The 21334-nt window shown below is 47.6% G+C and carries 18 protein-coding genes and 3 tRNA genes; 3 read left to right on the top strand and 18 right to left on the bottom strand.

All coding sequences use genetic code 11. From position 1 onward, the window contains the following. Positions 1-231: 231 nt before the first annotated feature. Entirely contained in the window at positions 232-768 is a 537-nt protein-coding gene (locus L1N82_RS22635; RefSeq protein ID WP_235289731.1) for a GDSL-type esterase/lipase family protein, read from the bottom strand. Positions 769-1152: 384 nt separating this feature from the next. On the opposite strand from L1N82_RS22635, the gene L1N82_RS22630 reads away from it, so the two are divergent. Continuing rightward, a complete protein-coding gene (locus L1N82_RS22630; RefSeq protein ID WP_235289730.1) occupies positions 1153-2073 on the top strand; it encodes a TraB/GumN family protein in 921 nt (306 codons plus the stop codon). Between the two features lie 69 nt (positions 2074-2142). On the opposite strand, the gene L1N82_RS22625 is transcribed toward L1N82_RS22630, so the two are convergent. The 3 genes from L1N82_RS22625 to trxB form a co-directional block, all read right to left on the bottom strand. Continuing rightward, positions 2143-3162 carry a Gfo/Idh/MocA family protein gene (locus L1N82_RS22625; RefSeq protein ID WP_235289729.1) on the bottom strand — a complete coding sequence of 340 codons (1020 nt, stop codon included), beginning with the start codon at positions 3160-3162 and terminating at the stop codon, positions 2143-2145. A gap of 124 nt (positions 3163-3286) precedes the next feature. After that, positions 3287-3835, bottom strand: coding sequence for an MOSC domain-containing protein (locus tag L1N82_RS22620; RefSeq protein WP_235289728.1), 549 nt, complete (start codon positions 3833-3835; stop codon positions 3287-3289). A 167-nt stretch (positions 3836-4002) separates the two neighbouring features. Beyond that, positions 4003-4959, bottom strand: coding sequence for a thioredoxin-disulfide reductase (trxB, locus tag L1N82_RS22615; RefSeq protein WP_235289727.1), 957 nt, complete (start codon positions 4957-4959; stop codon positions 4003-4005). A 188-nt stretch (positions 4960-5147) separates the two neighbouring features. Between trxB and L1N82_RS22610 the strand changes: the two genes are divergently transcribed. Both L1N82_RS22610 and L1N82_RS22605 read left to right on the top strand, forming a co-directional pair. Beyond that, positions 5148-5720 (top strand): NTF2-like N-terminal transpeptidase domain-containing protein, encoded by a 573-nt coding sequence (locus L1N82_RS22610; RefSeq protein WP_235289726.1) that lies wholly within the window; start codon positions 5148-5150, stop codon positions 5718-5720. A gap of 328 nt (positions 5721-6048) precedes the next feature. Further along, positions 6049-7767 (top strand): cellulase family glycosylhydrolase, encoded by a 1719-nt coding sequence (locus tag L1N82_RS22605; RefSeq protein ID WP_235289725.1) that lies wholly within the window; start codon positions 6049-6051, stop codon positions 7765-7767. A 153-nt stretch (positions 7768-7920) separates the two neighbouring features. On the opposite strand, the gene L1N82_RS22600 is transcribed toward L1N82_RS22605, so the two are convergent. The 14 genes from L1N82_RS22600 to L1N82_RS22535 form a co-directional block, all read right to left on the bottom strand. Continuing rightward, a complete protein-coding gene (locus tag L1N82_RS22600) occupies positions 7921-9096 on the bottom strand; it encodes an NAD(P)/FAD-dependent oxidoreductase (protein WP_235289724.1) in 1176 nt (391 codons plus the stop codon). 33 nt (positions 9097-9129) lie between these two features. Continuing rightward, entirely contained in the window at positions 9130-9570 is a 441-nt protein-coding gene (locus L1N82_RS22595) for a DUF1641 domain-containing protein (protein WP_235289723.1), read from the bottom strand. Between the two features lie 264 nt (positions 9571-9834). After that, a complete protein-coding gene (locus L1N82_RS22590; RefSeq protein ID WP_235289722.1) occupies positions 9835-10014 on the bottom strand; it encodes a DUF1272 domain-containing protein in 180 nt (59 codons plus the stop codon). A gap of 174 nt (positions 10015-10188) precedes the next feature. Continuing rightward, positions 10189-10605 carry a disulfide oxidoreductase gene (locus L1N82_RS22585; protein ID WP_235289721.1) on the bottom strand — a complete coding sequence of 139 codons (417 nt, stop codon included), beginning with the start codon at positions 10603-10605 and terminating at the stop codon, positions 10189-10191. A 190-nt stretch (positions 10606-10795) separates the two neighbouring features. Further along, positions 10796-12859 (bottom strand): glycosyl hydrolase, encoded by a 2064-nt coding sequence (locus L1N82_RS22580; RefSeq protein ID WP_235289720.1) that lies wholly within the window; start codon positions 12857-12859, stop codon positions 10796-10798. Positions 12860-12878: 19 nt separating this feature from the next. After that, positions 12879-14513 (bottom strand): extracellular solute-binding protein, encoded by a 1635-nt coding sequence (locus L1N82_RS22575; protein WP_235289719.1) that lies wholly within the window; start codon positions 14511-14513, stop codon positions 12879-12881. Further along, positions 14510-15253, bottom strand: coding sequence for a response regulator transcription factor (locus L1N82_RS22570; RefSeq protein ID WP_235289718.1), 744 nt, complete (start codon positions 15251-15253; stop codon positions 14510-14512). Before L1N82_RS22570 ends, L1N82_RS22575 begins: the two co-directional genes overlap by 4 nt. 21 nt (positions 15254-15274) lie before the next feature. Continuing rightward, positions 15275-16948, bottom strand: a complete 1674-nt coding sequence (locus L1N82_RS22565; RefSeq protein ID WP_235289717.1) for a sensor histidine kinase — start codon at positions 16946-16948, stop codon at positions 15275-15277. Positions 16949-17181: 233 nt separating this feature from the next. Then, positions 17182-18102, bottom strand: coding sequence for a carbohydrate ABC transporter permease (locus L1N82_RS22560; protein ID WP_407946808.1), 921 nt, complete (start codon positions 18100-18102; stop codon positions 17182-17184). Between the two features lie 20 nt (positions 18103-18122). Further along, positions 18123-19079 (bottom strand): ABC transporter permease, encoded by a 957-nt coding sequence (locus tag L1N82_RS22555; RefSeq protein WP_235289716.1) that lies wholly within the window; start codon positions 19077-19079, stop codon positions 18123-18125. Positions 19080-19146: 67 nt separating this feature from the next. Further along, positions 19147-20649, bottom strand: a complete 1503-nt coding sequence (locus tag L1N82_RS22550; RefSeq protein ID WP_235289715.1) for an extracellular solute-binding protein — start codon at positions 20647-20649, stop codon at positions 19147-19149. Between the two features lie 365 nt (positions 20650-21014). Then, positions 21015-21091 (bottom strand) — tRNA-Pro (locus tag L1N82_RS22545). Between the two features lie 55 nt (positions 21092-21146). Further along, positions 21147-21221: transfer RNA gene (locus tag L1N82_RS22540), tRNA-Gly, on the bottom strand. Between the two features lie 3 nt (positions 21222-21224). Beyond that, positions 21225-21311 (bottom strand) — tRNA-Leu (locus tag L1N82_RS22535). Positions 21312-21334 lie beyond the last annotated feature (23 nt).

The raw sequence follows: 21334 nt of genomic DNA, 5'->3' as shown, positions 1-21334 counted from the left end.
TGTTCAGTTTTCAAAGAACAATTACTTCGTTTGTCTTACTCTGTCTTGCTTGTCCATGCCGCTCTCGCGACCGGAATATCAATATATCATGCAGCTCGTTTAATAGCAATCGACAATATTTTCCTGTCTCTTGAGCTATCATTCACAATAATGTGAGCTCGTTCTGCAATGTTTTATAATATATCACAGATGCACAGTCTTAATCAAGTCGAACTATTAATTCCTATGCGCTCACATTAATTCTTCAGCTAATGCCCTCTTTATCACATCTGTCCATACTCTGTATCCCGCTTCATTAGGGTGCAGTTTGTCTTTTTTATAATACTTTGGATCGGGCATCCCCTTAGCGTTCACCATGAGGGCAGCCAAATCAATGTAGTAAACGCCTTTCCGCTTATCACAATAAGATTTTATTAGCTTGTTTGCCGTACGTGCCTCGTTCCACACCTTCCAACGCAGCTCGGTCGGTGTGATGGAAACATAAAAAACAGGTACCCCCGGAAGACGCCGCTGCACTTTTTGAATAAAATAAGCAGTGTCCTTATAAACCTCCCGCCCCGTCCTTGTTTTCCCTGGAATGCCGTTAATATCATTAGTTCCTGTAAAGCAGACAACTGCTGCTGGATGAAAAGGTACGATTAACCTGTCGATATAATTAATCGCATCCCGGATTCCCGAACCTCCGAAGCCGTGGTTGACAGCCTTAAAAGGGGACATGTCAGACTCTAACGTACGCCATGCACGAATACTTGAGCTGCCGATAAACACAACTGCCCCCTGGGGGTAATGCCCTCCATAGCTGGATTCAATTCGCCGGACCTCCTTCTCCCACGGATTAAGCTTTGCTGCTTGGTATGTGGAATAGACGACCGGAGTCCAGCTATGATAAACCACAACAAAACCGACGACTATTAAGCAAACACTTAGGCTGATCCATCTCTTGGTCCTTTTCATAATGGGCTATTATGAACAAGCAAGCCAGTTATTATGCAAGATTAGCACCTACTAGTTAACGTTACATATTATTAAGACCTCAATATGCTAAACATTTTTGCAAAATTATGCTACGCACAGGTGTTTCTTTCGTATAAAATGTATACGCTCTGTATCAAAGCATATAAGAGCGATATATCCAAAGGGAGGATGACCAAGGTGAAGAAGTTGTTTTACGCAGCATTATCAGTAGTATTATCTTTGGCACTCGTTATACCAGTGCCGCAAGCCAGCGCGGCAAATAACAAGTCTCCGGATGAATCCAAAGGCTATCTTTGGAAGCTTGAGAAGGGCGACAATTCGGTCTACTTGCTCGGCTCGATCCATGTAGCTACAAAGGAAATGTATCCGTTAAGCTCGGCAATTGAAAAGGCATTCGCAGAATCAGACAAGCTCGTTGTCGAGGCTGATATTGCGAATACGGATGCGGAGAAAATGGGACTGTACACGCTTGAGAAGGCCTCCTACCCGGAAGGCGAAACATTAAAAGATCATATATCGCCCGAGCTGTACAGCCAGCTTCAAGAGCTGCTGAAGTCGATCGGCTTGCCTGCCGATACATTTGACCCCTATGAACCTTGGTATATCCAGATGCTGCTGGCCAATCTTCTCGGAATAAGCGAAGAATACACTCAGGTTGAAGGGATCGATCAATACTTCCTGAACCGTGCTGGTAAACGTGAAATTCTGGAGCTCGAGGGCGTGGAATTCCAGATCGATTATTTTGACAGCATGAGCCCTTCGTTTCAAGAAAAGCTCTTACACGAAGCATTGAATAACCCGGCATCAGGAAACGACTCTCAAACTCTGGATACAATGGCCTTGGCTTGGGAATACGGGGATAATGAAAAGATGCTGTCCGTGCTGAACGCCGCATCTGCTTCATCTCAGGCGATGACCTTGTATTATCAATACTTGAACGATGACCGCAATGTCGGAATGACAGAGAAGATTAAGTCTTATTTGAACGACGGTTCGGGCGATACTTACTTTGTCGTAGCTGGCTCAGCCCATTTCCTGGGCGACTCGGGTATTGTTAAACGACTGGAGAACGAAGGTTACAAGCTGACAAGGCTTTAAATCACTATAATCGCAAAAAATAGGGGCACCGTTCATGACGGCGCCCCTTCCCTAACTTTCATGCTCCCACTAAAGGGAAATCGTTCTACCTGTTGCCTGCGACTCAAAAGCAGCAAGGATGACCTTGAGGGATTTCATGCCTTCCTCTCCGGATATGCTCGGCTCCTTGCCAGTAAGGATAGAATCGACAAACGCGTCGATCACACCGCTGCTCGTCTGGGCTTCGTTGGTAGCAATTGCCCCTACACTATGCTTCTCGACTGAACCGTCACGCAGCTCAACTATAACCTGGTCAACAGGGTCCGTACCAATCTTCATGACCCCATTCTCACACCATAGAACTGTGCTGTTGTCTTCACCCTTATAATACGTCCAGCTTGCAACAAGCGTACCAATAGCACCGCTCCTCATGCGAACGATAGTCAGCGCGTTATCATCCACATCCGCGTCTCCCTTATCAAGAGTACTGATGAATGAAGACACCTCAGTAACCTCGTCACCCAGCAGGTAACGAACCAGATCCGCCTTATGTACACCCAGGTCTCCCATCGCCCCCATCACGGCATCCTCTTTATTGAAGAACCAGCTGTTGCGTCCGTCGACACTCCAGCCTTCTGGCCCCGGATGTCCAAATGAGGAACGGAAAGTAAGAACCCGACCCAGTACACCGGAATCCAATATTTGCTTGGCCTTTGCATGAGGAGGCATAAGCCGCTGATTATGACCAACCATCAGGAATACATTGTTTGCTTTTGCAGCCTCAATCATCGCAAGCGCCTCTTCTTCCGTGGCTGCCATGGGCTTCTCCACCAGAACGTGGGCACCGGCTTTGGCAGCGGCGATTGATACGGGAGCATGCAAGGCATTCGGCAGACAAACACTTACTGCGTCCGGCTTCTCTTTTTCAAGCAGCTCCTTATAATCCGTGTAAGCCTTGGCATTGTATTCATCAGCAAAGTGCTGGGATCTTTCGGCAACAATATCACAGAATGCAATAAGTTCAACATTGGGATTTCCCGCATATTCGGGAATATGGCGGTATTTAGAGATCGATCCGCAGCCTATTACGGCAACTTTAATTTTGGACATTTTTCGCTCTCCTTTATATTTGATCGTATGAACGTATCCATCTCTTATCTTAGGCCTTCCCCATAGCATTGACTATAGATGATCTTGTTGTAAATATCGACGTTTTTGGTATTCTCGCTATTAATCATCTGGGAATAAGTATTTCACACGAATCCCCACGGTTTATAGTCCCCTCGCGTTCTACCGAACAAACAATGCCCCTTCTCTTATAAGCCGCCTTAACGAACATACCGCTTAACTCTGGCCGTCCATACTGCTCGCCAATAACAGCGCCGGGGCCTGTACACGGCTCATTCTCACCCTCGCATATCAGTCCGGTACCATCTGGAAACAGCAGCCTGCTGCCACGGGGCAGGGAGGTAAGTCCCTCTAAGCCGCTTACTAAAATATTGGCGCCAAGCCATTCAGCACGCACCTCGGGCAGCCCCATCCGTACGGCGATCTCTTCGCATTCTTCTGCGGAAACGATACTGATCTGGCGTCTGTTAGCGATCATTGTGCCTTTGGGATACCAATTCTGCCGTACATCAGCAGGTACCATAATGCCGTAATGACGATCACCCGGAATACCCCCAAGCTCTACGTGAATAAAATCAGCAGCAGCGGTCACAAAAGAATCCTTATGACCCGCTGCCATAACCGACACAATACTAGCTGTATAAGTTCTTCTCATTGTCGTTCCAACAGCTCCTTTATCTTCCATCACCTCTACTTTACCATACTCCTGCATTTGCCCGGCAACCCCTATTCATAACCAGCATTATCGTAAACAAAATGACTGTTTATTATTCCAGTAAATGGACAATAGGCAAAAAAACCCGGAGCCGCCGCTCCAGGTCTTTAAAATTTCAGTTGAACATCAGCTGTATTGCTCTGCACATCCTCCAAATAATACTCACAATCAATAGCCGCTTTACATCCAGACCCCGCAGCCGTAATCGCTTGGCGGTAACGGTTATCCTGTACGTCGCCGCATGCAAATACGCCTGGTACATTGGTCTGGGACGTACCCGGCTTCACAATCAGATAACCGCTGCTGTCTGTTTCGAGCTGGCCTTCCAGGAAAGCGGTGTTCGGAATATGCCCAATTGCGATGAAGATGCCGTCCGCTTCAATCACTTCCTCTTCTCCACTGGCGTTATTCCGAACCTTGAGCCCAGTGACACCCAGTGGTCCTGAGAGTACTTCAAGCGGCGTACGGTCTAGCGACCAGCTAATTTTATCACTTGCCCGCGCACGATCCTGCATGATTTTGGAGGCGCGCAGCTCTGTCCGCCGGTTTACAAGCACCACCTCTGAAGCAAAGCGAGTCAGAAAACCGGCTTCCTCCATAGCGGAATCTCCGCCGCCTATGACGATAATTTTCTTCCCCCGGAAAAAAAAGCCGTCACAGGTTGCACAGGTGCTGACACCGCGTCCGACATTCTCACGTTCGCCCGGAATTCCCAAGTATCTAGCTGAAGCGCCAGTCGAGACAATAATCGTCTCAGCCTGTATACTCTCCGCGCCTTCAATAAATATGGTGAACGGACGCTTGGACATGTCTACACTGCGAACCCAGCCTGTCCGGAATTTCGCTCCGAACCGCTCTGCCTGATGACGCATATTCGCCATTAGCTCCGGACCCATAATCCCTTCCGGGAAGCCAGGGAAATTCTCAACCTCTGTTGTCGTCGTCAACTGGCCACCAGGTTCAGGCCCTTCAATCACAAGCGGCTCCATATTTGCACGTGCAAGATATATTGCCGCTGTTAACCCCCCTGGACCTGTTCCTATAATAACTGTTTTGTATACCATGAGATGGCTCCTCTCCTAATATCCGATCCTCATAAATTTATATTAAGTCTAAATGTTATTGTAAGAACATCATACTCCCCGCTGAGATCCGATTCATGAGGATTAGATGAAGATTCGATAGATTATATATGAAACTTAAAAAAATACTAAAAAAGATAGGATGACTGGGTCTTTAGTGCTATAATCACTTGGCTGTTACAAATACTACATACCTGGAAGGATTGATTAGTCCCGTGTTTTGTACCTCATGCGGAACCAAGCTGGAAGAAAATGCACAACATTGCTCCTCATGCGGAGCTGTAGTAACACCGAGTGCTCCCGTGCCGCCGTCTCATCCGCAGGCTGCCACCCCTATTTATAAGAAGCCTGCATTTATGGCAGCTGCAGTGCTCATACTGATCGTAGGCTTCCTTCTGTTAAGGGAGAGCAGCGGTTCAATGTCTTCTCCTGAAGCAACTGTCGAAGCCTTTGTCCATGCGGTAGACAACAAAGATATTAAGACACTCGCTTCCCTATATTCTCCGGAAAATCAGCCGGACACGGACGAGCTGGAAGAAGCAGAAGAGTTTTTCTTAGGCATGTTGGGAAATATAAAGGTCAACGATTTCGAGATACTTGACGTTACGGTTGATGAAGATACTGCTCATGTTGAGTATCGTGTTGAAGTTTCGTTGGACGGCGAGACAAATACCGACACTGATGATTTTGATCTTATCAAAATTGATGGAAAATGGTACATTGACGATTCATTTGCTTTTTAAGCCAAAAGGTCAACCGGACTGCAGCTCAGCAGTCCGGTTTTTTTTATTTTCCGCTTGCCAACTAACATCGGTTAATGTCGTTCATTGTCGAAGTCCAAAATGTTACATGAACACTCATCTATTTTTTAGGGTATTTTCAATGCATCAGGCTATGTTAAGATCGTATTGCAAGCGCTTACAATATAGAAATGGAGGTGCCTATCTTTACGCAAATGAGCGATTTAAAGTTAATGCAGCCCTTTAATGAAAACGGTATCAGTAGAATTCGTCAATCATTTACTTATCCGCAGCCCACTCTTAAATACTGTTCTAAAGGAGACCTTTATTCATGATGAAAACGAGAATCAAACCTTTTTTATCACTGGTATTTGCTGCTATTTTACTGCTCACCTCATTTGCATCAGCTGCCACTGCAGCCTCAGACAATAAAGGAGGACAGAGTAAGAAAAGCACCATTCAGTCTTATGTAGAAGCCATGCAGCCAGGCTGGAATCTGGGCAATACCCTTGATGCGACGGGAGAAGACGAAACTTCATGGGGAAATCCGCGTGTTACGCAAGAGCTTATTAACCATATTGCCGCGGAAGGCTATAACAGCATCCGGATTCCAATCACTTGGGACCAGCGGCTAGGCGCCGCACCCGATTATACAATTAATCCTGATTTTATGAACCGTGTGGAGGAGATTGTAAACTGGGCGCTTGAAGCTGACCTGTATGTTATGATTAACCTTCATCATGATTCCTGGATGTGGGTTAACCGCATGCAGCAGGAGCATGATCAGGTTCTGGCCCGTTACAATGCGGCATGGACTCAAATATCCGACCGTTTCAGAAACCACTCTAACAAGCTAATGTTCGAAAGCATCAATGAACCGCGTTTCACCGACGGCTGGGGAGCGGAAGACCCTGTACACTTTGAACTCCTGGAGGAGCTGAACGTTTCCTTCTATCACATTGTCCGCAGCTCTGGCGGGAAAAACAGCGAACGTCCGCTGGTATTGCCTACGCTGGAAACTGCTACAGCGCAGCACAACCTGGATGCACTCTACGAAACCATCACCGAGCTGAATGATCCTAATCTGATTGCTACAGTACATTATTATGGCTTCTGGCCATTCAGCGTTAACATTGCAGGGTACACACGCTTTGAGGAGGATACCCGAAGTGACATTACGGCTACCTTCGACCGGGTGCATGATACGCTGGTGGCAAGAGGAATACCTGTTGTTCTGGGAGAATTCGGATTACTCGGCTTTGACAAGAACACGAATGTCATCGAGCAGGGCGAGAAGCTGAAATTTTTTGAGTTCCTGATCCATTACCTCCAGCAGAAGAATATTACCCATATGCTTTGGGACAACGGTCAGCATTTGAACCGCTCCATCCTTAAGTGGAACGATCCTGAGCTGTTTGCCATGATGAAAGCCAGCTGGAAAGGCCGTTCGTCTACTGCAGAGACAGACCAAATTTTCTTGAAGCAAGGAGATAAGTTCAAGGACGTTCAGGTTCAGCTGCAGTTAAACGGCAATAAACTCACCGGTCTTTCGGTAGACGGCAAGAAGCTGCGCAAGGGTAAGGAATATGAGCTGAACGGTGAAGTCTTAACCTTGAAATCCTGCCTGCTCTGTACTTTGACAAGCAAAGGCAAGCAAACAGGCAAGCAAGCCGAGATTATCGCTCACTTCAATAAAGGCGCCGACTGGAGATTTAATGTAATTACCTATAACACGCCAGTCCTCAAGGATGCTGTCGGTACAACCAACGAATTCTCAATCCCGACTGCCTTCAACGGCGACCGTCTCGCAACCATGGAGGCCGTATACGAAGCTGGCGGCAATGCCGGGCCTCAAAACTGGACATCATATAAGGAATTTGGCAATACCTTTAATCCATCATACGACACCAATGAAATCTCACTTCTTCCAGCTTTCTTTAATGAAGTGCAGGACGGCAAGGTTATCTTGACTTTCCACTTCTGGAGCGGCGAGAAGATCACGTATACGATTACAAAGAACGGTATGAATGTAACTGGTCAAGCCTCTTAAGAGAGGACTCCGTCATTTATGTAATGAAACCGCCATTCTCATCGAGAGTGGCGGTTTTTACATGGCTTAGTCCTGAAATGGTGACTTCCAGCTAAAAAGGAATAACACAGAAGAAGATCTAACTGCTTCTGTGTTGTTCCTTTTCGTTTTGAACTAGTAAGTAAGAGAGAACAAGCCGCCAATATGCGACAAATACCGTACATTACTCATCTCTTTCATCGCCGATGCCGGGAAGCCCTTCAGTTCCGTCTTCGTAGCTCCAATTGTGGCCACACCATCCCGTCTTCCAAGGCTTGCAAGAACCCCCGAGAATACCGGCTGGAAGGTCTGCATCGGAGCTTGGCGAATGCTGGCAAACAAGTTGTAACCGACCGCTTCACCCATCTGCCAAGCCAGCTGGGCAGATGGCGGATAAGGTCTGCCTTCTGGACCCATAACAACGGCACTGTCTCCTGCCAGGAAAATGTTCGGATGAGATGTCGACTGAAGATAATCGTTTACCATCGCTCTTCCGCGTGCCGCTTCAATTCCGCAATCCGCTACTACCGGATTCCCCTGAACACCGCCGGACCACACTAATGTTCCGGTCTCAATTGCCGTACCGTCTTTAATAAATACCGTACCATCTTTAAATTCCGTAATAGGCTGGCCCGTCAGGAAGGTTACGCCGCGCTTCTCCAGGCTTGTCTTAGCCCGCTCAACCAACACAGCAGGAAACCCTGCAAGAATGGAAGGACCCGCTTCCACACAGTACAGCGAAACATCTTCCCGGCTGATTCCGTACTTGCGGCACAGCTCAGGCATTTCATCCGCGAACTCCCCAACCAGCTCAACACCCGTAAGACCGCCGCCGCCCACAACGATGGTTGCGTCCGACTTCCGCTTCGTTCTGGCGAATTCGGCCAGCTTGCCATTAACATGGCTGCGGATACGGTTGGCATCTTCAATGGATTTCAGTGTGAAGCTGTTTTCTTGAAGGCCCGGGATGCCGAAGAATGCCGTTTCGCTGCCAAGAGCGACCACAAGATGATCATAGCTGAGCGAGCGTCCGCCCCCGACCCATACCCGATTTTGATCCGGATCTATACGCTCTACCGATGTGAGCATCAGGTTAATAGACTTCCCTTTCAGAAGCTTATCAAGCGGCAGACCTATTGCTTTCTCATCAATATTACCAGCCGCCAGACGATGCAGCTCTGTCACGATCTGATGTGCATTATCCCGGTTGACAAGCGTAATCTCCGCTTCCTTCGGTGACAAATATTTTCTGGCTGTAAGCGCACTTAACAACCCGCCGTAACCCCCGCCAAGTATCACAATCTGTTGCATATCCATATCCCCCTATATAAGAAATGAAGCCGTTTATTGAGCATTCTCCCGCTCATTGGTAACCGCCAGGAATGCACGTAAGAAGCGAAACATCTTCTGAGCTTGCGGATCGTTCATCATTTTCAACAGGCCGAATACTCCAATCTTGTCCGTTTCCGTCTCGGCTCTGTCTTTTGCTTCTATCGCAGCTGATGCAATCCCTTTTGCACCATCGACTACCGGCATGACCATCTCGTTGAATCCGCCCTTCACATCGTTTACAAATACAGAATCATTTGCAAGCGTGTTCAACAGCGTGTACAAATCAGCAAGCTTGCCGGCTGCTTCAGTCAAACGTGGTAGATTGTCAATAAGCGCGACCAGGGATTGCTGGACCTCGGGCTTCGACAGCTGTACAAGAATCTGGGTAAGATCCTGGGTTGTCTGCTGTTCTTTGTCCGCACTGGGCGTCTGAATCGTTTCTGCAGCGTTCATAAGTAAAAACACTCCTCTGATGAAAGAATAATGACCCCATTATCACATGTGACTAATTTCACAACTGTTTCCTATCATAATACCGGATGCTTTTGCCGTCAATAATCATTTATAAAAAAAAAGAGAGAGCTGCGCTCTCCTCATGGATCAATAAACGATCACCTGTAACTCGTATCCTTCTATCGGGTACCGCCGCTAACCGTTCACAGCCGACTTCTATCCCGCTTCCCCGCTGCGCCAAACAGCCCGGCACTCACCACCATCTTACGAAGTCATCTTACGAGGTCTTCTAACCAATTCACCCCCGCAATTCGGACAGATATGATGCGAATTGCTGCTGCAATCCGGACAAAATGTACACTCATATACACAAATATATGCATCCGAATCCATCTGTAACGCTGTGCCGCATGTTTGGCAGCTGCCTTTCATTTCCAATGCCATTGACAAGCCTCCTTCACATATTCAATTACTCATGGTTCAAGTGTACATATTCAGAATAAATTGTTACATGCTATTTTGTAGGAATAAGACTTAAGTTACCTTCTTTATGAAGGAAAAATTGCTGCATTACTTTCTTTGTAACGGAGGGCCTTCCTAAAAAACTACCCAGAATACTTACCGCGAAAGCCTGTGCGCCCTCAATAGTGCCGCTAATATAATCAGGAAAGCAGTCAGCGCCAGCATGGGGATCGTTATGAAACCAAACCAATCCAAGTAATCGCCTCTGCAGGGGACAGGCCCGCAAGCGGCAGTATTCAGGCTGGGAGGCAGTTTCTGAATAATGGTATGATAGAGCGAGAATGCTGCCCCAATAATTACAAGCGGTATGGCATAGGGGATAACGGCTGGGCTGTTTTTGGCTGATGCGATACCAAGCATTATCGTTAGGGGGTACATGAAGATGCGCTGAAACCAGCACAAGCTGCAAGGCATAAACTGCATGACTTCGCTTAAATAGAGGCTTCCAGCCGTCGCAAGCACGGAAACGGCCCACGCGCCAAACAAATATGTAGCCAAATGTTTATCGTTCATATTGTTATCTTCCTTTCCTAAACAATCAGTCTTTCTCTATTCTGCATGCTCCTCTCCATTTGGACATGACTCGTTAGGGCTATTCAGCACATTTCTTCACAAAAACAAGAGGCCCCTGCCAAGCGCGCACAACGCACGTTAGAAAAGGCACTCGACACCGCAATGCTGCCACTTCTTTCTACCTAATAAACTATTCTACCCGTATATCGTCCATATACAAGGTCCCCTTATCGGCTTTGCTTCCTTCCTGCTTGTTCACATATATGCCAAACGACCGGATATCCTTCAAGTTATCGGCATCCATTGTCTTGCCTGCATGTGCTGTATCCCACGGAGCGGGTCTGAATTCGTTAAAAGGGATCTCCAGCCAGCCTGCATCTGTACCGTTCAGCGAGGGGTACGCTTCAAAAGATATTCCGCTGGCATTGATTTGTAGAACAAGCTTATTTCCGCTTCCGTCCGGCTTCAGCCAGAGCTTCAGCTTCCCTGCTCCCGACCAATCAACCCCCTCCATGTTCTTGACTTGGCCGGCGTACCCCTGGCCGCTTACGTTATAGTCAAACCTCAGGCTGTAGTTCCCTTCCGCCTTGGCCGCACTCTCCAGTTTGATGGAGCTTAAGTCCCCAGCCGGGCTGTACGCCATATCCAGCAGCTCATTACTGCCCTTATATGTTTCAAATTGATCTACAATTCTCGGATCCAGCATCTCCGGTGCATCACTAATGAAGACTTGTACAGTCTCAGATATCACCGTTCCGTTCTTGGGATAGGATTTTACCGTCAGCAGGACACCAGACTCATCAAGTTCCTCGCCGGGTATCCAATCTGCTGTATAATAGAACCCTTCTTTATCCGTCTGCATTTTGAATTCCTTCTCCTCATCTCCCACCTGATAAGTAACCCTGCATTCCTTTTGATCCAGCACACGTGCACGAATTGTCGTTGCCTTCGTTGCCGGTATTGTCTGCATGCCTGTAGGCGATGCGATGTGGAGGAAAGGCTTTTTCTTGGCCGCCTTCATCTTATTCGTATAAGCCCCTGTCACCTCCCTGACGAATGCTGTATAAGGATCTTGGTAATACGCTACAAAATCACGAAGCAGCTCATGATCCCCAAGCCCGTTCGGAGCATTTCGGTAAGGAACAAAGATATTATCTGTGTAAAAATTCGCCCATGTCAGCATATAAGCCATCCGCTTGGCATCCGGGTCAGATTTGAGGGCTGCAATCAGCTTTGTAAAGAAGGCAAGATCCTGCGTGCCGGTCGGCTTCACGCCCGAATAGCCAAACTCCGTAAAAGCCGCCACTTTACCGCGGGCATCCGCGAGCTGTGAGACCAGCTTTGCATCCTGTACCACGATATCAAACCAGCCGGCGCTAGTACCGTCATAGTATGTATCAAAGCCTAGAATATCGACAAATTCATCACCAGGGTATGTTTCGAGGAACACTTTCGGGTCTCCATTGAACGGACTTCCGGGTGAGAAGGCGTACAGGAAGTTATGCACATTCTTCTTGTCTCTCAAATATTCCACGGTATAGCGGTAAATCTCTATATATTGGTCCTTGGTACGGTAAGGCGCTCCCCACCAGAACCATCCGCCATTTTGCTCATGAAACGGCCGGAATATAACAGGAATAAGATTACCCTTATCGTCCCTCAGGTTATTGGCAAAGTCAGCAATCATATCAAGATAGTCATTATATGCTGCATGCTTGTCCCCGCCGGGCAGAATATGGGATACAACATTGCCCTTGGTATCGTAGAAATTATTGCCCGTCACAAAGTTTGGCATATGCGCGCTTAACGCAAGTACGCCACCCGCTTGGTACGCGGATTTCATTACTTTAATCAGATTGTCACGGTTCTGTTCTCTTGTATTGGACCAGGAACCGGGCTTCTCATCACCAACGAGGCTCAGCGTATCCCAGCCAAACATGCCAGGAAGCTCACCGACGGCCTTCTCCACCTCCGATTCCGTTCCGTCTTTCGCCGCGATTGATAGTCCCTCTGTAGTCGCGTGCTGATGGCCGAAGAGCACCTGCTTGCCCCTTATACGGTTCAGATATGCTAATAATGACCTTGTTTCTGGCGTGGCGTTCGCATCGGCAAAATACATCGTCTTATCCTGTTCCTTCCCCTTCTCCTTGGCAGGGCTTATAGCCCCGTTCGACGCGATCGCAGTCCCTTGAGTCATCAGTGGAACAACAAGAACCACCGTCATAAGCGTTCTGAGCGTTCTACGTCCAATCATTTAGGTATCCTCCTCTTCTTTATTGCCAATCAGTTTGGCGCTTATGAATCTTCTCCTTCAATTCACTCAGCCATCCTTCAACATCGAGCCTGCTGACTGCTCCAACGTACTCCCGCCAATAGTGATCAAATTCCGCCTTGGTTTCGGCCACCACCATCTGAGGAGGATACCGCTTGTTCAAATCACTCAGCTTCTGGTCAAAAACCTTAGCCTCATCTGAAAGCTCAATGCTCCATGCCGGGAAATATATACGCTTCGGATTCGGGGGATGGAACAGCTCCTCATAGGTTTGCACCCCATAGGCCGCTAACAGCTCCTTATCCACATCCGAATATTCTGCTTGGACCTCCTCCGGCTGAACGGCCGGATCATAGCTGTTGCCATCTGGCATGGTTCCGGTTGAGCCCGGCCAATAATATAAGATATCCCCGCTAAGATGCAGTCTGTTGCGCTTGTTATGCAGCCAAGTTCTCTGTTCCTCCGTCCGGTAAAGCCTACCTTGCCCGCTGATCTGATACTGTTGGCCTTCGATTCCCCAATACCGAAGCAGCTGAGCTTCTTCGCTGGCCATATAATCCACAAATCGGATGGCGCGGACCGGGTCATCGCAGCCTACCGAAACGCCAAGCCCAATACCATAATTCATGGCAGCATTCTCCAAATACTCTGCCCGGGTATCCGCTTCAAAGGTCAGCTGCAGGGGGGCGTACATCTCCTCGAATTTCCCCGCTTCCTTCAATGCCAGCTGGGCCTCCTGAATCTGCCAGGATTGATCGAACATCCCCAATACTCTCCCGCCTGCCAGCTTCTCCAGATACTGCTCGTAAGTCATAACGAATGCTTCACGGTCAATCATGCCTTCCAAAAACATGTCATTCAGCTTCTTGTAGTAGCGTCTCGTTATCGATTCATCCGTCTGATAAAAATGAAGGCTGCCCGATGCCGGATCGACCATTACCCGGGAATCATTCGGGCCTCCAGCAAGGAACTGCATAGCTGTTGTCAGCGTAAAATTTCGGATGTCATAAGTTAAAATTTCAAAAGGTATTGTCGGCTGCCCTTCATAGAACGGGTGCTTATGCCAGTAATTCCGAAGAAGCTCCACATACTCATCAAAGGTCCGGATAACGGGATATCCCGCCTCCTTGAGTACCTTCTTCTGGACCCAAAACGCCGCATTGATCCACCTTGTCGGCTTCCCGGTCGGGACAGATAGCGGCAGGGTATAGATGTGTCCATCCTCTGCCTTGAGCCTTTCCCAGAAAGGCTCATACAATCGCTGCAGGTTGGGGGCATGGTCCGTAATTAAATCCTCAAGCGGGATCAATGCTTTTGCCTCAAGTAAGCGGTAGGTCTTGTCACCACCATAGATAAAATCCGGGTAATCCTTGCCGGCAATCATCACCCCCAGCTTCTGGTCAATCTCACCGACAATACGTTCATATTGAATCGTCACACCAGTCTGCTCCCTAATCACCTCCCCGATAAGCGTATGGTTCGGCACTCTATCACCCGGTGCATTAAGGAAGTAGCGGAATGTTACCGGGTCGTGACTCTTCGATTTCCAGCCGGGGTTCACCGAACATGATACCGTAAACATCATGCTGAGCAGACAGCTTGCAGATAGGAGCAGTGCAGAGAGCCTCTTGTTCATGGCATACAGCCTCTAACGCTTGACCGGTACTGGGAGGGCGTAACGCCCGCTCGCTTCTTGAATTGCTGGACAAAATAATCAATATCTTTATAGCCGACATCCAGGCCGATCTCATAGATTTTTTTGGTTGTGGTCGCGAGCAGCCGTTGCGCTTCCTCCAGCCTAGTCTGGTGAACATAATCGTTGAAATAAACGCCTGTTGTCTTCTTGAACAGCTGACCCAGATAGATGGGGTGCATGTACAGCTGGCCTGCGATGTCTTTAATCGTAATGTTATAGGGGTATTTGTCTTTTATATAACGGATAACGTCACCAACAGCACCACTTGCCGACAAGTGGGAAGGAAGAGATTTCGGCAGCAGCGCTTCTCTGTCCAGACGCCGCTTTGCGCGCTGCAGAGCATCTGCAAGCTGCTCCTCATCAAGCGGTTTAAGCAGGTAATCTACAGCTCCAAACTTTAAAGCACCTTTTACATAATCGAATTCGCTGTAACCGGATATAACAATAAATTGACAGTCAATTCGTCCTGAAACCTCCATCATGAGCTCGAGCCCGCTTAAGACAGGCATGCGTACATCTGTCACAACCAGATCAGGCTTCTCCTTCTCGATCAGCTGAAGACCCTCCCGGCCATTCTCCGCTTCACCGCACAGGAGGAAGCCGTATCCTTCCCAAGATACAATCCGTTTCATGCCTTCCCGCATTTTCGGTTCATCCTCAACCAGAAGTGCTCTGTACACATGCCTTCCCCCTTTATCAGGCTACACCTGTTTCTCTACCGGAAAAACCATGGTCACCACGGTGCCTCTATCCGGAGCGGAATGATAAATTAACTCAAAATTTCTTTGATAATAAAGCTTCAGACGGTTGTACACGTTCCGGATTCCGATATGCTGGCCCTGATTAAGTACATCCTTTCTCATCGCTCCCGTTACATCATTAAGCTTCTCATCCGACATGCCCACGCCGTTATCACGTATAACGATCTGAACGGCAGCTGCATCCCGGGTACCGATCACCTCAATAAGTCCTGAACCCTCCAGCCGTTCAATACCATGGATGCAAGCGTTCTCAACAATGGGCAGAACACTCATCTTAGGAATTTGCACATCCATAATGGACGGTTCCATGTCGAACCGGTATTCCAGCCTGTCTTCAAATCGGAACTTCTGTATAGCCAGGAAGTCTTCAATAAATGAAAGCTCCTCGCGAATGGGGACGGTATCACTTCCCCACGTGATGGAACGGCGGAAGCTCCTGGCCAGACGGTTAATAACTAGCGCGGTCTCCTGCTCCCCCTTCATCAAGCTGTTCATACGGATGGTCTCCAGGGTGTTGAATAGAAAATGGGGATTGATCTGGCTCTGAAGAGCATTCAATTGAGCCTGTCTTCTTCCAAGCTCAGCTTCATATACGTCACGGATGAGAAGGCTGATCTGCGCGGTCATCCGGTTGAACTCACCTGTCAGCTGGCCAATCTCGTCGTTAGCCTGCTCCATCTCAGGGAGATCGAAATGTTGGTTCTTTACCTGTTTCATCTGCTTCCACAAAAGAACGATCCGTGCATTCAGCGTACGTGACAGAACCATAATAATAAGGCTTGGAAGAATCAGATTCGCTATTGTCAGATACACAAAAGACAGTCTGGACTGCTGCATGGCGCTGTCAATCTGTTTTCTCGGATATATGCCGATCAGCTTCCAGCCATTCAAATAATTCACATTGTCAAAGGAACTAACCAGGCTGACATTATGACTATCACTCATCCTATGCGCTAGCGTACCGGGTAAACCATTAGAGGCATACAGAACCTCGCCGGCTCGGCCTGTCAGATAAAGCTCACCCAGCGGGAATATGTCCCGCAGCGTTTCTTCCGCAAACTGCGGTAGAATATCGATCTTAAGCAGCTTCATATGTGAACCGCTTTTGCGAAAGAAATCCAGCTTTCGGATGATACTGAGATATGGCTGGTCCCAAGCAGCACGCGAGCCAATCCCAGCTTTGCCGCTTGCAGGGAAGTTTGAGTATAGGAGCAGCTCTCCTATTACCTGTACCGATTGAACCTCCTGGTACCATTCCTCTTGAACCGTATGCATGTCAATGAGCTTTAAGACGCCGGAGCTGATCAACGTCTCATTATCCGTGTACAGTGTCGCGTTATAAAACTGCTTGTTCAGCGAGACATAGCGGGTTATTGCATTCTTAACAACGCTATCGTAGACAGAAAGCATCTCATTGGTTGAATCATAATGATGATCCAGAGCATCACTCAGTTCACTATCGGTATACAGCATGGACGAGATGCCGACAATGGATTCCAGCGCCTTACGGTACGCTTCCTTCCCCTTTTCCAGCGAATGCCTCAGGTCTGTAATCTTCTGAGCACGAACGTTATCAGCCGTAATGGTATAGAAGATCAGATTGGTCATAATCATAGGAATAAACACAGCTACACCGTAAAGGATCAACAGCTTGTTGCGCAGTCGGATATTGTTCCATCGCTTTAGAAGACGTGAATACAACGTACCCTCCCTCACCTATTGTATACGCTTACAAAACGAGCTAACGATTAGGTTGTTTTGTTATACCCTATTATCGTTATCATAATAACAAACAACCAGTATACCGGTAAAGAGGCTGAGCGGCCTAATTCGTACTCACTTCGCTTTTACTCCTTCACTCCTCCAAGGGTCATTCCCTTTACGAAATACTTTTGCAGGAACGGGTACACGAATAGAATCGGCAAGGTGGCCAGCATCGTAATAGCTGCTCGCATTGATGTTGGCGTCACCTGATTGGCTTCAGCGTTCTGATTATTGAGGAAAGCCGAAGTGGCCGAAGAGCCTATGCTCATGTTCGCTGACTGCAGCTTCTTAAGCAGTTCATACTGCAATGTGGACAGCTTCAGATTAGAAGAATTGTACAGGAATGTGTCGAACCAGCTGTTCCACTGACCAACAGCTACGAACAATGAGACCGTGGCTATGGCCGGCATGCAAAGCGGAAGGATAATCCGGACAAAGATGCCAAAATCGTTGGTCCCGTCTATTTTTGCCGATTCAACCAGGCTCTCTGGCAGTCCTTCAATAAATGAACGCATAACGATCAGATTAAATGCGCCCACCAGCCCGGGTATGATATAGACCCAAAATGAATTCGTAAGCCCCATGCTTTTAATTAACATATAGACGGGAATCAGTCCCCCGCTGAAATACATCGTAAATACAAACAGCAAGGAGATCGTCCCTCGAAGCATAAATTCCGGACGGCTTAATGTATAGGCCAGCATAGCAGTACAAAATACACTTGTGACCGTCCCAAGCAAAGTACGCAGCACAGAAATCACGAAAGCATGATAAATGATGCTGTCCTTCAATATCACTTCATAGTTGTAGAGCGTAAAAGCACGCGGCCATATAAAATTGCTGCCAAGTGTCGTATCAACGGCCTGGTTAAGGGAAACTGCGGCCATATTTACGAATGGATACAGGGTCACCACCATGAGACAGACAAGCAAAGCTGAGTTAACGAAATCAAACCAGGTCCAGCGTATTTTACTCGATCTTCCGCTCCCTGTGCCTGCTTTCATATCTGATGGCCTCCTTTCGGCTAAAAAAGTCTGGAATGTCCCATTCGCTTCGCAAGCTGATTAGCTGACACCAGCAGAATAATACAGATTACCGACTTGAAGATACCTGCTGCCGTAGCGAAGGAATACCGGGACAGATTTATTCCGTACTTAAGAACATAGATATCTATTGTTTCCGCATAATCAACAACCATCGTATTCATCAGGAGATACTGCTGCTCAAACCCTGCATCAAGCAGTCTTCCTATGTTCATAATTAATAATATGGCAATTAACGGTACCATACTAGGCAGCGTAATGCTCCACATCTTACGGAATCTGCCGGCTCCGTCAATCTCTGCAGCTTCATACAGAGAAGGATTAATCATGGACATCGCAGCCAGATAGATAATAGCGTTCCAGCCTACTTCCTTCCATACATTAGATATTCCAATCATCCACCAGAACGCTTTAGGTTCCGACAACAGCAGAATGGGCTCTTTTATGATGTTCAACTGGAGCAGCAAGGCATTTACGACACCATCAAGAGAGAACACCGTCATAATCAGATTAGCTGCTACCACCCATGAGATAAAGTGAGGCAAATAACTGATTGTCTGAACGAAACGCTTGAACAGCAGTTTGCGCACTTCATTTAACATAAGGGCGAGTGTAATGGAACTGACAAAACCAAAGACGAGATTGATCACGCTCATCGCCAATGTATTTCTAAGCACCTGGATGAACATCTCATCTTCAAAAAGCTCCCGAAAGTGGCTGAGACCCACCCATTCATTGTTCATAATATTTGAACCAAGCTTGTAATTCTGAAAAGCCATCAGCCAGCCCCAGAGCGGCATATAGTTAAAGACGATTACATACCCGACAAACGGGACAGACATAAGCAGCAGCAGTTTTTGCTGCTTTATTCTTTTCCACAGGACAGCGGTTCTGCTTGCTCCGGCCTTCGCGGACGTACGATGAACCTTCAGTTCCATAGCAATCCTCCTGACAATGGAGCAGGGCCATGACATGACCCTGCTTCGGTTTGCGTACGTGTCAACATTACCAATTATCCATCCTGTCTTTCACATGCTTGGTATGATAAGCCATCCATCCCTCGACATCGAGTTTATTTACAGCCTTAACATATTCATCCCAAATGGCGTTAAACTCGTCCTTTGATTTTGCCACAACCATTTGTGGAGGATATTTACGGTTCAAATCACCCAGCTTCTGATCAAACAGCTTCATATCCTCCGTCAGCTCAATGCTCCATAGTGGAAAATACTTCCGCTTCGGATTTGCTGGATTGAACAGCTCCGGATAAGTCTTAACGCCATATGCTTTAAGAATCTCCCGGTCCGTATCGGAATAGCCTGCCGCAATCTCCTCCGGCTGCTCCCCAGGCATATAGTTGTTGCCATCAGGCAGCGTTCCAGCAGCGTTCGGGTAAAACCATAATATCTTACCATCCCATCCAAGTGCATTCTCGCTAATTTCAAACCATTTCCGCTGCTCCTCGGTTCGGTAAAAACGGCCATTTTCGTCCACTTTGTAATCCTCGTCCTTGACTCCCCAGTTGCGGAGGATCTGCATTTCGTCCGTCGCAAGCTGATCGATAAATTTAATTGTCCGTACTGGGTCCTTGTTATCCACCGACATACTCCAGCCAATTCCATAGTTGATTGACGGAACATCCAGATAATCTCCCGGGATGCTATCATCAAAGGTCAGCTGTAGAGGCGCATACATACGGTCCAGCTTCCCCTGCTGCTTCAACGCCTGTGTAGCATCCTGGAACTGCCAGGATTGATCATGCATACCAAGGACATGACCGCTGGACAGCTTCGCGAGATACTGATCATAGTTCATCACGAAGGCTTCCTTATCAATCAGTCCTTCATTCCACATTTCATTAAGCTTTTCATAATATCGCTTGGATACGTTCTCGTCGGTCTGGTAGAAGTTTAGCTCACCCGTCTCCGGGTTCACCATGGCTCTGGAATCATTCGGACCACCGGCAAGAAACTGCATGGCTGTCGTTAATGTGAAGATACGCCAATCGTAAGTGAGAATGGCGAATGGCACAGTATCTTGCCCATCAATCTGCGGATATTTTTTTGCGTATGCTTTAAGTACCTCGACATATTGATCGAAAGTTGTAATTTTCGGATATCCTGCGTCCTTAAGCACATCCTTCTGAATCCAGAAGGCGGCATTTACCCACCTGTTTGGCTGGCCTGTTGGTACAGAATTGGGGAGGGCATAAATATGGCCGTCGGCAGCCTTAATTCTGTCCCAATACGGCTCGTAGAGCTTCTTCAACGTCGGAGCATGCTCCTCTATCAGATCTTCGAGTGGAAGTAAGGCCCCCGCATCAATAAGCTTGGAGGTTCTATCGCCCGCATAGATCATATCGGGATACTCACCACCTGCAATCATGACTCCCAGCTTCTGCTCGATCTCACCAACCAGCCTTTCATACTTAACTGTTACTCCAGTCTTCTCCGTGATTAGATCACCGAGCTTGAAATGCTCCGGGACATTGTCCCCAGGTGCGTTCAAGAAATACGTCAATGTAATGGGTTCATTTTCATTAGTGGTCGAACTCTTTGCAGTCCCCCCGGGTTCTTGGTGAGACGGACCGTTGTTACTGTTTGAACATGCCGCAAGCAGCATCATCAATATTGATACAACCAGAACTGTCTTTGTAAACGCTTTAATTTTCTTCAATTTTGAAAGCCTCCCCTCTTTATTTACAATTAGAATTATAAAGAATCAGGGAGAAGAGGAGCACCAGGCAAACCTAAGTAACGTACGGGGCAAATCAAAGGGGAAGTGTAACTTATGTAGGAGTAAATAGCTGAAAAACAAAAAAACACTATTCAATGGTCTACTGTGACCAATAATAGTGATAATCGTAAAAAATATGGTCGGGACGACACGATTTGAACATGCGACCCCCTGGTCCCAAACCAGGTGCTCTACCAAGCTGAGCTACGTCCCGACAAAAACTTGCATAAGGTATACCCGACAGGGAATAAAGAACCCTGGAGTAATTATGGAGCGGAAGACGGGAATCGAACCCGCGACCCTCGCCTTGGCAAGGCGATGCTCTACCGCTGAGCCACTTCCGCATATGGTGCGGTCGAGAGGACTCGAACCTCCACGGCTGTTACACCACTAGAACCTGAATCTAGCGCGTCTGCCAATTCCGCCACGACCGCATATCATATTGTTGCTGTAAAGA

This window comes from Paenibacillus tarimensis (assembly GCF_021532315.1).
Classification (GTDB): domain Bacteria; phylum Bacillota; class Bacilli; order Paenibacillales; family Paenibacillaceae; genus Paenibacillus_I; species Paenibacillus_I tarimensis.
Note: the sequence above shows the minus strand (reverse complement) of the source record. Positions and strands in the feature narration are given on the sequence as shown.

Bases quoted from the DNA above. Each gene is read 5' to 3' on its own strand.
- L1N82_RS22625 (WP_235289729.1), bottom strand. From the start codon at position 3,162: ATGTCCAAAATTAAAGTTGCCGTAATAGGCTGCGGATCGATCTCTAAA.
- L1N82_RS22620 (WP_235289728.1), bottom strand. From the start codon at position 3,835: ATGAGAAGAACTTATACAGCTAGTATTGTGTCGGTTATGGCAGCGGGT.
- trxB (WP_235289727.1), bottom strand. From the start codon at position 4,959: ATGGTATACAAAACAGTTATTATAGGAACAGGTCCAGGGGGGTTAACA.
- L1N82_RS22605 (WP_235289725.1), top strand. From the start codon at position 6,049: ATGATGAAAACGAGAATCAAACCTTTTTTATCACTGGTATTTGCTGCT.
- L1N82_RS22600 (WP_235289724.1), bottom strand. From the start codon at position 9,096: ATGCAACAGATTGTGATACTTGGCGGGGGTTACGGCGGGTTGTTAAGT.
- L1N82_RS22595 (WP_235289723.1), bottom strand. From the start codon at position 9,570: ATGAACGCTGCAGAAACGATTCAGACGCCCAGTGCGGACAAAGAACAG.
- L1N82_RS22590 (WP_235289722.1), bottom strand. From the start codon at position 10,014: ATGGCATTGGAAATGAAAGGCAGCTGCCAAACATGCGGCACAGCGTTA.
- L1N82_RS22585 (WP_235289721.1), bottom strand. From the start codon at position 10,605: ATGAACGATAAACATTTGGCTACATATTTGTTTGGCGCGTGGGCCGTT.
- L1N82_RS22580 (WP_235289720.1), bottom strand. From the start codon at position 12,859: ATGATTGGACGTAGAACGCTCAGAACGCTTATGACGGTGGTTCTTGTT.
- L1N82_RS22575 (WP_235289719.1), bottom strand. From the start codon at position 14,513: ATGAACAAGAGGCTCTCTGCACTGCTCCTATCTGCAAGCTGTCTGCTC.
- L1N82_RS22565 (WP_235289717.1), bottom strand. From the start codon at position 16,948: ATGATTATGACCAATCTGATCTTCTATACCATTACGGCTGATAACGTT.
- L1N82_RS22560 (WP_407946808.1), bottom strand. From the start codon at position 18,102: ATGAAAGCAGGCACAGGGAGCGGAAGATCGAGTAAAATACGCTGGACC.
- L1N82_RS22555 (WP_235289716.1), bottom strand. From the start codon at position 19,079: ATGGAACTGAAGGTTCATCGTACGTCCGCGAAGGCCGGAGCAAGCAGA.